This window comes from Streptomyces roseicoloratus (assembly GCF_004117935.1).
GTDB classification, from domain to species: domain Bacteria; phylum Actinomycetota; class Actinomycetes; order Streptomycetales; family Streptomycetaceae; genus Streptomyces; species Streptomyces roseicoloratus.
Genome location: NZ_SDOY01000166.1, coordinates 96,975 through 111,543 on the forward strand (window position 1 = coordinate 96,975; position 14,569 = coordinate 111,543).

The following is a 14,569-nucleotide window of genomic DNA, read 5'->3' on the forward strand; positions in this document are numbered from 1 at the left end:
CGGTGGCCTCCCGCGTCACCGGACCACCGCGTCACCGGAACCGCCCTCACCGCTCCACCTCCGTCCGGCGCCGGCACTCGTGCGCCAGGTGCGGATAGGCCGCCGCGATCGCCTCGTACAGACGGCGGCGCAGCAGGCGCTCGGCCTCGGCGCGGCCCGTGGCGCCGTACAGGCCGTCGAGGAGGGCGTCGTAGCGGGAGAGGGCGTGGCGGAGGTAGCCGACCTGCCAGCGGACCATCGCGCCGGCCGCGACGCCGCCGGGTCCGCGCGCGCCGAGCAGGTGCCGGTGGCGGACCGCCCGGCGCTCCAGCTCGGCGGCCGGCAGCCGGGGCACCTCGATGGGCTCGGCGCGGATCGTCGCGAGGACCGCCCGCCGCCTTCGCTCGGCCGCCGCGCCCCGCGCCGCGGGCGTGGCGGACTCGGCGAACTCCGGCGTGCGCTCCACCGCCTCCACCCGCGCGAGCAGATAGAGCCGCACCGGTGCGAGCGTCCAGCGCCGCGGGTCGCGCCCCTGGACGTCGGCCTGGCCGAGCAGCGCGTCCACCATCGCGTGGTTCCAGCCGCGCCCGCGCAGCCCGGCGAGCGACACATACGTCGTACGGTCCGTCACAATTCCCCCTCATTCCGTCGCGGAGAGTGATGGAACCAGTGAAGCGCACCCCACTGACAACGCCCCGGACGGCGTCCTTCCCGTCGCCCCCTTGCCTCCGCGCCACCCGTCGTGCGATATAGGTCCAGACCTTTACGGGATGGAGGCACCCCCATGCAACGCCCCCTCACCGCAACCCTGTTGACCCTCACCGCCCTCGCCGCCGCGCCCCTCACCGCCTGCTCAGGCACCGCCGTCGCCGCGAGAGACACCCGCCCGCCCTCGGTCCCCGCCGGCGTCACCGCCACCGCCGGCAGCGCGACCACCGTCCACGTCATGTGGAACGCCGCCACCGACGACAAGGCCGTCACCGGCTACACCGTCCACCACCAGGGCCGCCCGGTGAAGGAGCTCCCCGCCGGCACCCTCATGACCGACGTCACCGGCCTCGCCCCCGCCACGCCCCACACGTTCACCGTCCGCGCCCGCGACGCCGCCGGAAACGTCTCCGCGGACAGCGCCGCCGTCACCGCCACCACACCCGCCGCCACCGCCGAGGACCGCACGCCCCCGAGCCGCCCCACCGCCCTGCGCGTCACCCCGACCGGTCCCGGCGCCGCCACGCTCACCTGGCGGCCGGCCCGCGACGACACCCGCGTCACCGCCTACGACGTCTACCAGTCGGGCTCCCGCGTCCACACCGTCCCCGGCTCCGCCACCGAGGCCCGCCTCACCACCCTGCGCCCCGCCACCGCCTACACCTTCACCGTCCGCGCCCGCGACGCCGCCGAGAACTCCTCCCCGGACAGCGACGCCGCCGACCTCACCACACCCGCCGCCCCGGGCAGGCGCCCCGCCACCGCGCCCACCGGCGTCACCGCCACCGCCGCCAAGGGCACCATCACCGTCACCTGGACCCCGCCCCGCACCGCGACCCCCGTCAAGGAGCACCAGCTCCACCTGAACGGCCGCTTCGCCACCACCATCGTCTGGGGCGCCGACCCGGGCCCCGGGCCCGTCGAGTACACCCTCACCGTCCCCGCCACCCCCGGCGTCCGCTACGCCCTCACCCTCCGCGCCCGGCTCCCCGACGGCACCTGGGGCGACTTCTCCGCCCCGCGCACGGTCGTGACGGTCTGACGGCGCCGGCGCGACCGGCGAGCCCGGCGGAGGTTCGGCGGCCGTCGCCGACCCGCCACACCGCCGCGCCCCGAACTACGCTGGGAAGCGTGGCCGAGATCGTCCTCACCAACACCGGTCTTGACGCCTTCCTGGAAGCGAACCCCCAGTTCCGGGGACCGGGAGCCGTCAGGGCCGCGGATGCCGTGCTGAGTCTGCTCGCGCTGCGGGGCGCGGACCGGGCGACCGGGGTGCCGGAGCCGACGCCCGCACTCGCCAAGGAGCTCCTCCTCGAAGACCTGCCCGCCTTCGTGTGCGCGGCCCCCGGTGACCTCGGGACCTATCCCGCCGTCCTGCGGGCGCTCGCCGGGCGGTTCGACGGAGAGCGGCGCGGCCGGGTGGAAGGGGCGGTCGGCGAGGCCGAGGCCGATTTCGAACGGGCCATGGGCGACCCCGGCAACCTCACCTGGCCCCGCTGGTACGCCCAGCTGCTGCGCACCGACGGCACCGACCCCGACGACCCCCAGGCCGTACGGGCCTGGCTCGCCGGGCTCGACGGGCCGCCGCTGCCCGACGGAGCGCGACGGGCCGACCTCATGGGCCGCACCGCCGTCGCGGACCTCCTCCTCAGCGAGGTCCTGACGAGGGCCTACGTCCGGGACGCCGAGCGGCCGCCCGCCGCCGGGCCGCTGCTCGGCGACCACGAGGTGGCCCAGGGCATCGGGACCGTCGCCGCCGCGCTGCTCGACCGGTGGACCGCGGCCGGGCTCGCCGAAGGGCTGGCCGGGGAGTACGCCCACCTCGCGCCCGGCCCGGACGACTTCCCCCACCTGGTCCTCGCCGACGCCCTGCTCGACGAGCACCTCGACTACTACGGCGACCCGTCCGTGCCGCTGCCGCCGCCCGAGACGGAAGCGGCCGAGGAGGACGTCGAACGGGACGCCGACCTGCTCGCCGCCGCCGTCGACGAACTCGCGGAGGCGGAGCCGTACGGGGCCGGCGAGGCGCCCGGGACGAGCATGACGGCCGGGACTGGAGGTATGGCCGGGACCGGAGGTACGGCCGGGACTGGAGGTACGGCCGGGGCGGGAGGCGCAGGCGTGCCCGAGCCGGGCGGTGGCGGGTCCGGCCCCCGTGGGGGCGGGGCCGGGCCCTACGGCGGCGAGGCCGCCCATCTGCTCTACACGCTCTACCAGCGCGGCTGCTCCGCCGAGTCGGTCGCACGCCGAGCCGCCGAGTTCGAGGACTGGGCGGTCGACCCGGCCCTGGAGGACGCGCCCGTCCGCGTACCGCCCCCCGCCTCGCCCGCGTACACCACGCCGACCGCCGGCGAACTCGCCCGGCTGCTCGGCTCGCCCGGCATCACCGACACCGACCGAGCCCGGCTCGACAAGCCCGCGCGCGAACTCGCCGCGGTCGTCGACCGGCTGGCCGCGACCGGACTGGTCTTCCGCCACGGCGACGCCTTCGGACTCACCCCGCGGGGCTGCGCCGTGGTCCGCTACCTCCTCGCGGTGCGCAGGGTCGCCGTGCCCGACGCCGCCGAGACGGCCGGCTGGGACGCCGCCCGCCTGGTGGCCGCCGCAGAGGGCTGGCCGCCGGCCGTCGCGGGCCGGGTGCTCGCCGACTGGCTGCGCGCCCGCGGCGACGGCGCCGGGGCCTGGGGTGAGCTGCTCGCGGCGGTCGGCACGGTCAACGCCGGCACCTCCGAAGCCGCCGCCACCCGTGCCCTGCTCGGTCTGCTCGACTGGTCCGCCGCACCGGCCGAGGCGCTGCGGAAGGCCCTTCCGGACCCGGTGGCCGGGGCACGAGCCGAGGAGGCGCTGCGCGCGCGGGGCGAGCGGGTGGAACCGGGCGTGGTGCCGGAATCGGCCCGGGCCCTGCGGGTCCTGGACGGGCTGCCCGGCAAGCGGGGGCCGCTGGAGTCCCGGCGCACCGCCTTCGACGAGGCGGCGGCGGGCTGGCCCGGCGGTTCGGCGGCCCTGGTCGCCACGATGGCGACCGCCGACCCGCACGAGACCGCACGGGTCCTCGGCCCCCTCGGCCTCGCCCCGCCGTGAGGCCGACGCCGCGCGGAGCTCTGGCCCTCGCGGCCCCGGCCCGCCGTCAGGCGTCGGCCCGTGTGAGCCGGACCCCTCGGCGAAGGGCCTGGCTCCGTGGCATCCGGACCTCGCCCGCTCAGCCCGCCGTGAGGTACATCCCGGAGGCGCCCGCGCCCGCCGTGTTGCGGCAGCTGTAGTTGCCGGTCGGCTTCGCGCTGATCAGGGCGAGGCACCGGCCCTGCGCCTGCTGGCCGTAGTAGTTCGGGTGCATGTTCTCCTGGAGCGGGCCCTGGGTCCGGTTCTGGTCGATCCAGCGCGCCCACTCGCTCGTCGTCGCCGAGGCGGGCACGGTCGACGACACCTGCTTGCTGGCCTTGGCGCACACCTCGCGGCCCTGCATCATGTCGCGCAGATCCATGAACTGCGCTCCCTTGGCCGTCGCGACCGCCTTCAGCCGGTTCGCGATCTGCGGGACGAGCGAGTCGCGGGCCCAGTCGGAGTCCCGGTTCCAGAACGGACAGCCGCCGGTGCTCGTGCGGCTCCAGCCGCTCTCCCCGTAGCGGTTCTCGGAGGACCGGGGGATGGGGGAGGGGTAGGACTGGAGCACGATCCGGTAGTCGGAGGCGGAGTATCCGGCGCCGGTCATCACGGCCCTGATCTCGTCGATCGCCTTGCCGACGTCCGCCATCACGCCGTTGATCTTCGCGTCGACCTCGGCCTGCTGGTCGTCGTGGCAGTACGAGTACCAGATGATGTAGTCCGTGGCACAGGTCGTGATGATGTCGGCGAAGCCGAGGTCGTTGCCGCCGATGGACAGCGCGATCAGCTTCACGTCTCGGGTGGCCGCGACGGCCGCGAGCTGGTCGGCCTGCGGGGCCTCGCCCTTGTAGGAGACGCCGCCGGCGACCGAGCGGAACACGTTGCGCGTGGTGGCGCCGGAGCAGGCGAGGTTGATCAGCTCGCTCGCGATCGGGCCCGCGCTCTTCACCTCGGCCGAGTCCGAGCGGTGGCAGCCGTTGGCCTCCGAGGCGCCGTAGATCCGGCTCGGGTCGTACGTGCTGCCGGTCCAGGCCCGGTCGGTGCCGTTGCGGCTGCCACTGGTGGTCAGGCTGTTGCCCATCCAGCGGCCGGCCTCGCCGGAGATGTAGCTGTCGCCCAGGGAGACGACGGCGGTGGGCCCGGTCCCGGGGGAGGCGAGGGCCGGGGCCGGGGTCAGGGAGACGAGCCCGGCGGCGACGCACAGGGCGAGCAGTCCGCGCAGGGCGCGGCGGTGCGGGGACGAAGACATGGCTGTGCTCCTGCGGTGAGCGGTGCGCAGTGAGTGGGGGACAGCCGCCGGCCGGTGGCATGGCGGAATCTCGCACGCACCGGGTTGTTACCGCTAGGTAGCTGCATATTTCGGTTGCGTCACGTGACTTGTGAAACACCATGGATCGAAAAGCGGTGCAAACGGATCGCGTATCGAACGCGAAGGGCCGGGGCCCGGGCGTCCGGTACGCGAAGGACCCCGCCCCCGGTGCTGTGCGAGCACCAGGGGCGGGGTCGTTCTGCGCGGCGGAGCCGGGCCGGGGGCCCGGACGACGCCGGACGGCTGCTGTGCGGTCAGCCGACCAGCTGGTCGTAGGCGGGAAGGGTCAGGAAGTCCGCGTAGTCGGCGTCGAGCGAGACGTGCAGCAGCAGGTCGTGGGCCTGCTGCCACTTCCCGGCCGCGAACGCCTCCTCGCCGATCTCCGCGCGGATCGCGGCGAGCTCCTCGGCGGCGACCTCACGGGCGAGTTCGGGGGTGGCCTTGCGGCCGTTCTCGAAGACGACCTCCGCGTTGATCCACTGCCAGATCTGCGAGCGCGAGATCTCGGCGGTGGCCGCGTCCTCCATCAGGTTGAAGATGGCGACGGCGCCGAGGCCGCGCAGCCAGGCCTCGATGTAGCGGATGCCGACCTGGACGGCGTTGCGCAGACCGTCGTAGGTGGGCTGGGCGTCCAGGGACGCGATGTCGATGAGCTCGGGGCCCTCGACGTGGACGTCCTCACGCAGCCGGTCCTTCTGGTTCGGCTTGTCGCCGAGCACCGCGTCGAAGGAGGCCATGGCGATCGGGACGAGGTCGGGGTGGGCGACCCAGGAGCCGTCGAAACCGTCGCCGGCCTCGCGGTCCTTGTCGGCCTTGACCTTCTCGAACGCGACCTTGTTGACCTCGGCGTCCTTGCGGGACGGGATGAAGGCCGCCATGCCGCCGATCGCGTGCGCGCCGCGCTTGTGGCAGGTGCGGACGAGGAGTTCGGTGTACGCGCGCATGAACGGGGCCGTCATCGTGACCGCGTTGCGGTCCGGGAGGACGAACTTGCTGCCGCCGTCACGGAAGTTCTTGACGATGGAGAAGAGGTAGTCCCAGCGTCCCGCGTTCAACCCGGCGGCGTGGTCGCGGAGTTCGTAGAGGATCTCCTCCATCTCGTACGCGGCCGTGATGGTCTCGATGAGGACGGTGGCGCGGACGGTGCCCTGCGGGATGCCGACGTGGTCCTGGGCGAAGACGAAGATGTCGTTCCAGAGGCGGGCCTCCAGGTGCGACTCGGTCTTCGGCAGGTAGAAGTACGGGCCCTTGCCGAGGTCGATCAGGCGCTGGGCGTTGTGGAAGAAGTAGAGGCCGAAGTCGACGAGCGCGCCGGGCACCGGGCGGCCCTCGACGGTCAGGTGACGCTCCTCCAGGTGCCAGCCGCGGGGCCGCATGACGACCGTGGCGAGCTCCTCGGCCGGCTTGAGCGCGTAGCCCTTGCCCGAGCGCGGGTCGGTGAAGTCGATGTTCCGGGTGTACGCGTCGATCAGGTTGACCTGGCCGAGGATCACGTTCTCCCAGGTGGGCGCGGAGGCGTCCTCGAAGTCCGCGAGCCAGACCCTCGCGCCCGAGTTCAGCGCGTTGATCGTCATCTTGCGGTCGGTCGGGCCCGTGATCTCCACCCGGCGGTCGTTCAGCGCCGCCGGTGCGGGAGCGACCTTCCAGGACTCGTCGGCACGGATCGCCGCCGTCTCGGGCAGGAAGCCCAGCGACGAGGTGCGGGCGATCTCGGCGCGGCGCTCGGCCCGGCGGGCGAGCAGTTCGTCCCGGCGCGGGGTGAACCGACGGTGCAGCTCGGCCACGAAGGCCAGGGCCGTGTCGGTGAGCACCTCCTCCTGGCGCGGCAGGGGCTCGGCTTCGACGACGACCAGGGAGGACGGCGCTGGTGCGGACATGAACTGTCACTTCCTTCAGCGGGCTTCACGGGCGGTGCCAGTCCGGCCGCCGGGCGCGTCGCGCGGCACGCAGTGCCACTGGCGCCGGGATACGGCCGGGAGCGCCGTCTCGGAGGATCAGGCGCTTCTGAACAGTGGATACTAGTTTCCTCATGGTGGAAGTTCAATGGTTTGTTGATGTCGAGATTCTTCGGGTCGACACAACGTGGCGCTCGGTGCCACCACCTTCACTCCAGGTGCACCAGGTCCGCCTCCGTGTCGATGTCATAGGGCTCGGCCACATCCGAACAGTCCACGAGCGTGATCGCATCCCGATGCGCCTTCAGGTAGTCCCGCGCCCCCTGGTCCCCGACCGCGCCCGCCGCGATGGCCGCCCAGCGGTCCGCGCCGAACAGCACCGGATGGCCGCGCCTCCCGTCGTACGAGGCCGCCGCGAGCGTCCCGCGCGAGCCGTACGCGGCACGCACCCGGTCCACCGCCGCGGGGCCGATCCCCGGCTGGTCCACCAGCGACACCAGGGCCGCGTCCACCGGCAGGGCCTCCGCCTTCAGCGACGCGAGCCCGGCGCGCAGCGAGGAACCCATGCCCTCCGCCCAGTCCGGGTTGTCCACCAGGACGCACCCCGGCAGCCGGGCCTCCGCCCGCACCCGCTCGGCGGCCGCGCCGAGCACCACGTGCACCACCTCGCAGCCGCCCTCCCGCAGCACCCGTACGGCGTGCTCGACGAGCGGCCGGCCGCGGTGCGTGAGCAGGGCCTTGGGGCGCCCGCCGAGCCGCCGGCCGCCGCCGGCCGCGAGCAGCAGTCCCGCCACGAGGGGTTCTTCCGTCTCACGAGTCATGGGGAGTGCATACCGCATCGCGGCCGGATCACACGGATGTCTGAACTTGCGTCCGGCCGCTGGCGTGCCGGGCGCGCGGGGGAGTTAACTGGCCCGCGACCCAGGGCGCCCGACCACGGCCCGGCGGTCGGCACAGTGGCGTGCGCAAGTGGGGGAACCATGTTGCGAAGCGTGGGGCAGAGGCGAGTGAGCGCTGACGGCGTGGACCCGAGGGTGGCCGAACTGCGCGCCGCCGTGTCCCGGTTACGGCGCGAACTGGCCGGACACCGCCGCGATTTCGCCGACCGCGGGATCGCCGAGGACGAGCTCGCCGCGCTCGACGCGATGGCCGCCGGCGGAGCTCCGGAGGTGTGGCGGCTGCGCCGCTCGCTGCTCCTCATCGCGGGCGCGGTCGGTTCGGTCAGCGCCCTCGCCGAGGGGCTCGCGGCGGTCCGGGGCGCCGTCGAACTCTTCGGCCCGCCGCCACCCCCTCCGGCCGACGCGTCCTGAGACGGCCCGCCGGCCGGGCAGGCCCCGGGATGCCGGGTGCCGTGGCACCCGGGTCCTCGGATGCGCGCGCAGCGCCTGAGGAGCATCTGTGCCCGCGCAACCCCCGATCGGTCGCCGGGGCCCGCTCAGCCCCCGGCCAGCCGCCGCGTCCGCTCGGCCCTCGATCGGTCGTCGGGCCCGCTAAGTCCCCGGCCAGCCACCGCGTCCGCTCAGTCCCCGGCCAGCCGCCAGGCCCGCTCAGCGCCTGATCAGCCGCCGCGCGGTCGCCGCCGCCACCGCCGCCGTCCGGGAGTCCACGCCGAGCTTGGCGAAGATGTGCACCAGGTGCGACTTCACCGTCGCCTGGCTCAGGAACAGCGCCTTGCTGATCTGCTGGTTCGACAGACCCTCGCCGACCAGCTGGAGCACCTCCAGCTCGCGCCGGGTCAGCGCCTCCGCCGGGGTCCGCATCCGGTCCATCAGCCGGTGCGCCACCGCGGGGGCCAGCGCCGACTGGCCCGCCGCCGCGGTCCGGACCGCCGCCGCCAGTTCCTCCGGAGGGGCGTCCTTCAGGAGATAGCCCGAGGCGCCCGCCTCCACGGCCGCGAGGATGTCCGCGTCCGAGTCGTACGTGGTCAGGACCAGCACCCGCGGCCCGCCCGGTACGGCGGTGATCGCCGCGGTCGCCTCCGAGCCGTGCATCCCGGCCCCGAACTGGAGGTCCATCAGGACCACGTCCACACCCCCGGCGGCGGCCAGCTCGACCGCCTCCTCCGCGGTCGCCGCCTCGCCCACCACCGTGAAGTCCGGCTCGGTGTCGAGGACGGCGCGCAGTCCGGCCCGTACCACCGGGTGGTCGTCGGCGAGCAGCAGTCGGACGGTCATCGTCAGGCTCCGGGCAGGGGGAGGGACACGGCCACGGCGGTGCCCTGGCCGGGCGCGGACTCGACGGTGAACGAGCCGCCCAGCGACTCGGCCCGCGAGCGCATCGCCGGAAGACCGAAGCCGCCCCCCGAGGACGGCCGCACGGTGACCGGGTCGAAGCCCTTGCCGTCGTCCACCACGTCCAGCGTCACCGAGCCGCCCATGAACGACAGCGTGATCTCCGCACGCGAGGCCGAGGCGTGCCGCACCGTGTTCGCGAGCGCGGACTGGGCGATCCGCAGCAGCGCCACCTCGTACGGCGTGGGCAGTCCGACCGGCGTCCCGCTCACCGAGCAGCGCACCCGCGGCCCGTCGGGCCCGGTCGTCCCGCACAACCGCTCCAGCGCCCCGGCCAGCGAACCGTGCTCCAGGTCGGGCGGCGTCAGCGCCCGCACGAAGCGGCGCGCCTCCGCGAGGTTGTCCTGCGCGGCCCGCCGCGCCTCGTCGATGTGCCCGGCGGCCGGCGAGCCCGCGGGCAGCGCCCGCTCGGCGGCCCGCAGCAGCAGCTGGATCGACGAGAGCCCCTGGGCCAGGGTGTCGTGGATCTCCCGGGCGAGCCGCTCCCGCTCGGCGAGCGTTCCCGCGTGCCGCTCGGCCGCCGCCAGCTCGGCCCGCGTGGCCATCAGCTCCTCGACCATGCGCCGCCGCCGCTCGCTCTCCCGGTACAGGGCCTGGTAGCCGAGCACCGTCGCGACGGCCACCGCGGCGCCGAGCAGCGGACCGATGAAGACGCCCGGATTCAGCGCGGCGCCGTGCCGCACGTACGACAGGATCGCGGCGCACGCGGTGAGCGCCACCGCCGGCAGCGACCAGCGCGCCGGCAGCAGGTGCAGCTGCAGGAAGTACAGCGGGAAGGCGATCCAGAGTGCCTCGGGCGTCACCCACAGCAGCACCAGCCAGCTCAGGCACAGCAGCCCGAGCCAGACCGCGGCGGCCCGCTGCGAGGCCCGGACCGACGGCAGCACCGACCCCGCCGCGTACACCGCGCCGGTGACCACGGCGGCCGTGACGCCCGCGGCGGGGTGCGCGCGCAGCGCGGCGAGCGCCAGCAGGCCCGCCATCAGGAGATGGAGGCAGAGGCGCAGCACGCGCAGGGCGGGGGTGAGCGAACGGGGATCCATGACCCGTCCAGGGTAGGCGGGCCCCGCCGCCGGTCCGTGCGATCCGGGATCGACCGAAAGTTTGATTGTCCGCATAAGGACGAGGTAACGGCCCGGTTCGGAGGCCTGGCGGATCTCCCGTACGGTGACAAATCATGCGTAACTGGATGTTCGGCGGCATTTACGGGACCGTCCTGGCGAGCGCGCTGCTCGCGGCCCTGCAGAGCGAGGGCGAACCCTTCACGCCCGTGTACGACGCGCTGTGGATCCTGGTCACGGGAATCGCCGCCGGCCTGGTGCACGGATACGCGCACCACATGGCCACCCATCACACCGGCAGCGCCGCCGTGCGCTGGAAGCGGCTGGTCACCGCGCTGGGGGACGAGTGGCCCCTGGTGGTCGGCGTCCTGCCGACCGTGGCGCTGCTCCTGCTGGCCGGGGCGGCGGACTGGCCCGAGGAACCGGTCACCACGGCCGGCCTGGCGCTCAACACCCTGCTGCTCGGCGGCTGGGGCACCTTCGCCGCGCTCAGATCCGGCTACCGACGCGGCTCGGCCGTGCTCGTGGGCCTCGCGGACGCGACGATCGGCCTGGCGATCGCGGTGGCGAACGCGCTGATCAAGTAGCCGGTCGTCCGGTCGGATCCCTGATCGGTCGCCGATGATCGACTTCGAGGCGTCGAGGCAACCGCCGTGCCGGAAGCGCGGAGCGGGGTCCGCCGGCCCACCTGAGGCCGACCGGCCACCCGACCGGGCCCACGACCTCGCCCCGCGCCGACGACGAGACCTCAAGCGGTTCACGCCGCATCCACGGCCGCACCGCGCCGAGGTGAAGACTCCTTGACGTTCGTGCCCCAGGGCCGCCCGAGCCAGGGCCGCAAACGGTCCTCGGAGGGCCGCGGCGGCCCTGCCGCAGCAGCGCGCACCCTTCCCGCCGGACCGCCCCCGATCGCCCTTCAGGAGCCCGTCCGGGGCCCCGCCGTTTCTGCTCTGACCTGGTGCTTTCTGGGGAATTCCCTAGGCTGGGGGAGCTGTGTCGGACACCCTCGGAGGGGGCACCATGAGCGAGGAATCCACGACCTACGACGCCGGCGCGATCGTGGTGCTGGAGGGCCGGGAGGCAGTTCGGAAACGACCCGGGATGTACATCGGATCGGTCGGTGAACGGGGTCTTCACCACCTGGTGCTCGAGGCCGCCGAGCGGTCGCTGAGCGAGATCCTCGGCGGCACCGCCAGCTGTGTCGAGATCACTCTCACCGCCGACGGCGGCGTCCGTGTCGCCGACGACGGCACGGCGCTTACCGTCGGCCACGCCGGCTCCACCGACGGCCCTTCGCTGGAGACCCGATTGACCGTGCTCTCCTGCGGGGCACCGCCCGCCGGCCGACACTCGCTGCACGTCGGATGTTTCGGTATCGGGTTGGCCGTCGTCAACGCCTTGTCGAGCAGTCTGATGGCAGAGGTACGGCGCGACGGCACCCGCTGGGTGCTGGAGTACGAGCGAGGCGTGCCCGTCGGGGTGCCCGCCCGCTCCGGGCCGGCCGACGGCAGCGGTACCGCGCTCACTTTCCGGCCCGACGACGAGATCTTCGAGACGCGGGTGTTCTCGTTCGACGCACTGGTCGAGCGGTTCAGGGAACTGGCCTTCCTGAACCGCGAGTTGGACATCACCTTGACCGATGACCGCGACCCTGCGGCGCCCCGGGCCGTGCACCTTCGCTTTCCTGGCGGCCCGAAGGACTACCTCGCGGAACAGAGCGCCCCACTCCACCCGGACGTGATCGGCTTCGAGCGCGAGTACTCCGAGATGGAGGGAACGGTGGAGGTGGCCCTCCGCTGGTGCGACTTCCGAGAGGAACGGATCGCAAGCTACGCCAACAGCCTGCCGACCACCGACGGCGGCACGCACGAACTCGGCTTCCGAGACGGCCTGGCAGCCGCGCTCCATGGCTATGCCCGGGAACGACGGCTGCTCGGTCCTTCCGATCCCGACTTCACCCCCGCTCAGCTCGGTGCGGGCCTGACGGCGGTCGTGTCGGTGAAGCTGGACTCGCCCGAGTTCGAGGGGGCAACCCGCAGCCGACTGGGCAACAGGCCCGTCCGCGCCTGCGTTGCGGAGGCCGTACGAGAGCACCTGATCGCCTGGCTGCGCGCCGACCCGGCGCGGGCGACGGCCGTCCTCGCCCGGATCTCGAAGGCCCCTCGCCACTGACGGCAGCACACCGGACACACGCAGCCGCCAAGGCCGTCATGGAGAGCTCACTCCGCACGTCTGCCCAGGTGACGGCGATCTGCCGAATCAACCGAAAGTTCGACCCCGGAGCCATCCGTGGCGCGATGCCCGCCCCGGCCCTCGCGCAGCAGGCTTGGGCGCATGTTCGTGGCATGGAGAGACCTGAGATTCGCCAAGGGGCGATTCACCTTGATGGGCACGGTGATCGTCCTGATCACCCTGCTCGTCGGACTGCTGTCGGGGCTGACCGCCGGGCTCGCCCGGGAGAACGTCTCCGCGATCACCGGCCTGCCGGCGGACCGGCTGGCCTTCGCCGCCCCGCCCGACGGCCGGTCGGTCTCCTTCACCGACTCGACCGTCACCGCCTCGCAGTGGCGGGACTGGGCCGCCCGGCCCGGCGTCAGCGCCGCCGAGCCGCTCGGCATCCGCACCCTCAACGCGGCGGCCGGCGGGCGCACCGCGGCCGTCTCCGCCTTCGGCACCGCGTCCGGATCCGGGATCGCGCCCGGCGGCACCGGCCCCGGCCGGGTGGTCCTCTCCACGTCGGCGGCGAAGGAACTCGACGTCACCCCCGGGGACACGGTGCGCCTCGGCACCCTGGACGCGGCGGTCGCCGCGGTCTCCGGGGACGCCTCGTACAGCCACACGCCCGTCGTGTGGACCTCCCTCGGCGACTGGCAGAAGCTCGGGCACAGCGGCACCACGCCCGAGGAGCAGGCCACCGTCATCGCGCTCAGCGGCGCGGGCGCCGACTGGGCGGCCGGGGACGCCGCCCTGAGGACCTCCTCGAAGACGATCGACGAGGCGCTCGGCGCCATAGGGTCCTACCAGGCCGAGAACGGCTCGCTGCAGCTGATGCGCGGCTTCCTCTTCGCGATCTCCGCGCTCGTCATAGGGGCCTTCTTCACCGTCTGGACCATCCAGCGCAGCGCCGACGTGGCGGTCCTCAAGGCGCTCGGCGCCTCGACGCGGTACCTCCTGAAGGACGCGCTCGGCCAGGCCGTGGTGATGCTGACCGCCGGCACGCTGTTCGGCACCGGACTCGCCGTCGGCTTCGGCGCGCTGATCAGCGGCGGCGACGTGCCCTTCGTGCTCGACCCGCTGACCGTGCTCGGCCCCGCCGCCGTGATCGTCGTCCTCGGAGTGCTCGGCGCGGCCCTGTCCATCCGGCGGATCACCGCCGTCGATCCCCTGACCGCCCTCGGGAGTGCCCGATGAGCCTGCTGCTCGACCACGTGACCCTGACCTACCCGGACGGCGACGGCCGGCTCACGGCCCTCGACGCCGTGTCCCTCGATGTGCCCGCGGGATCGCTCGCCGCGGTCGTCGGCCCGTCGGGCTCCGGAAAGTCCAGCCTGCTCGCGGTCGCCGCGACCCTGGTCACCCCGGACAGCGGACGGGTCGTCGTGGCCGGTACCGAGACCTCGTCGCTCGGTCCCGCGCAGAAGGCGGAGCTGCGGCGCGAGACGGTCGGCATCGTGTTCCAGCAGCCGAACCTGCTGCCCTCGCTCACCGCCCTGGAGCAGCTCCAGGTCATGGCCCATCTGTCCGGGCGGACGAGCCGGACGGCGAGGGAACGGGCCGGGGAGCTGCTGGACGCGGTCGGTCTGGCGGTGCAGGCGCACCGCCGCCCGCACCAGCTCTCCGGCGGGCAGCGCCAGCGCGTGAACATCGCCCGGGCGCTCATGAACGAGCCGTCCGTGCTGCTCGTCGACGAGCCGACCAGCGCCCTGGACCACGAGCGGGGCGCGGCGGTCATGGAGCTGCTCGCCGGGCTGACGGCGGAGCGCGGGACGGCGACGGTCCTGGTCACCCACGACCGCACGCACCTGGACCGGGCGGACCGGGTGGTGACCGTGCGGGACGGACGGATCACGGAGGAGGCACGCGTCTGACGGAGCGGCGCGGGTCCGACGGATGCGGTGCGCGTCCGGCGGATGCGGCGAGAGCCGAGGGATGTGGCGCGGGCCGAGGGGTGTGGCGCGGGCCGAGGGGTGTGGCGCGGGTCCGGCGGAGGCTGCCTGGGGCCGC

13 protein-coding genes are annotated in these 14,569 nt (G+C 74.0%); 7 read left to right on the plus strand and 6 right to left on the minus strand.

Annotation, left to right across the window (positions count from 1 at the left end):
* Positions 1 to 46: 46 nt before the first annotated feature.
* Complete coding sequence (locus ESG85_RS29230) at positions 47 to 610, minus strand: hypothetical protein (RefSeq protein WP_128984179.1); 564 nt, start codon at positions 608 to 610, stop codon at positions 47 to 49.
* A 153-nt stretch (positions 611 to 763) separates the two neighbouring features.
* Here ESG85_RS29230 and ESG85_RS29235 point away from each other — a divergent pair, with 153 nt between their 5' ends.
* Both ESG85_RS29235 and ESG85_RS35360 read left to right on the plus strand, forming a co-directional pair.
* The gene (locus ESG85_RS29235; protein WP_128984180.1) at positions 764 to 1,729 is read left to right on the plus strand and encodes a fibronectin type III domain-containing protein; all 966 of its coding nucleotides are present in this window, start codon (positions 764 to 766) and stop codon (positions 1,727 to 1,729) included.
* A gap of 89 nt (positions 1,730 to 1,818) precedes the next feature.
* Complete coding sequence (locus ESG85_RS35360; RefSeq protein WP_181019146.1) at positions 1,819 to 3,768, plus strand: hypothetical protein; 1,950 nt, start codon at positions 1,819 to 1,821, stop codon at positions 3,766 to 3,768.
* Between the two features lie 118 nt (positions 3,769 to 3,886).
* Here the strand turns inward: ESG85_RS35360 and ESG85_RS29250 are convergent, their stop codons facing one another.
* From ESG85_RS29250 to ESG85_RS29260, 3 genes are all read right to left on the minus strand, one after another.
* On the minus strand, positions 3,887 to 5,038 hold the full coding sequence (locus ESG85_RS29250) for a GDSL-type esterase/lipase family protein (RefSeq protein ID WP_128984181.1): 1,152 nt from the start codon (positions 5,036 to 5,038) through the stop codon (positions 3,887 to 3,889).
* A gap of 314 nt (positions 5,039 to 5,352) precedes the next feature.
* Positions 5,353 to 6,975, minus strand: coding sequence for a malate synthase A (gene aceB, locus ESG85_RS29255; protein WP_128984182.1), 1,623 nt, complete (start codon positions 6,973 to 6,975; stop codon positions 5,353 to 5,355).
* A gap of 227 nt (positions 6,976 to 7,202) precedes the next feature.
* Positions 7,203 to 7,814 carry a nucleotidyltransferase family protein gene (locus ESG85_RS29260; protein WP_128984183.1) on the minus strand — a complete coding sequence of 204 codons (612 nt, stop codon included), beginning with the start codon at positions 7,812 to 7,814 and terminating at the stop codon, positions 7,203 to 7,205.
* Between the two features lie 159 nt (positions 7,815 to 7,973).
* Here ESG85_RS29260 and ESG85_RS29265 point away from each other — a divergent pair, with 159 nt between their 5' ends.
* A complete protein-coding gene (locus tag ESG85_RS29265) occupies positions 7,974 to 8,303 on the plus strand; it encodes a DUF5955 family protein (RefSeq protein WP_128984184.1) in 330 nt (109 codons plus the stop codon).
* 237 nt (positions 8,304 to 8,540) lie between these two features.
* Here the strand turns inward: ESG85_RS29265 and ESG85_RS29270 are convergent, their stop codons facing one another.
* Both ESG85_RS29270 and ESG85_RS29275 read right to left on the minus strand, forming a co-directional pair.
* A complete protein-coding gene (locus ESG85_RS29270) occupies positions 8,541 to 9,167 on the minus strand; it encodes a response regulator (RefSeq protein ID WP_128984185.1) in 627 nt (208 codons plus the stop codon).
* Positions 9,168 to 9,169: 2 nt separating this feature from the next.
* Complete coding sequence (locus ESG85_RS29275) at positions 9,170 to 10,327, minus strand: sensor histidine kinase (protein WP_128984186.1); 1,158 nt, start codon at positions 10,325 to 10,327, stop codon at positions 9,170 to 9,172.
* A gap of 134 nt (positions 10,328 to 10,461) precedes the next feature.
* Between ESG85_RS29275 and ESG85_RS29280 the strand changes: the two genes are divergently transcribed.
* From ESG85_RS29280 to ESG85_RS29295, 4 genes are all read left to right on the plus strand, one after another.
* Complete coding sequence (locus tag ESG85_RS29280) at positions 10,462 to 10,932, plus strand: hypothetical protein (RefSeq protein ID WP_128984187.1); 471 nt, start codon at positions 10,462 to 10,464, stop codon at positions 10,930 to 10,932.
* 433 nt (positions 10,933 to 11,365) lie between these two features.
* Positions 11,366 to 12,517, plus strand: coding sequence for a DNA topoisomerase subunit B (locus ESG85_RS29285; protein WP_128984188.1), 1,152 nt, complete (start codon positions 11,366 to 11,368; stop codon positions 12,515 to 12,517).
* Positions 12,518 to 12,679: 162 nt separating this feature from the next.
* Positions 12,680 to 13,756: an ABC transporter permease gene (locus tag ESG85_RS29290; protein WP_128984189.1), complete on the plus strand. Its 1,077-nt coding sequence runs from the start codon at positions 12,680 to 12,682 to the stop codon at positions 13,754 to 13,756.
* Positions 13,753 to 14,433 carry an ABC transporter ATP-binding protein gene (locus tag ESG85_RS29295; protein WP_128984190.1) on the plus strand — a complete coding sequence of 227 codons (681 nt, stop codon included), beginning with the start codon at positions 13,753 to 13,755 and terminating at the stop codon, positions 14,431 to 14,433. Before ESG85_RS29290 ends, ESG85_RS29295 begins: the two co-directional genes overlap by 4 nt.
* Positions 14,434 to 14,569 lie beyond the last annotated feature (136 nt).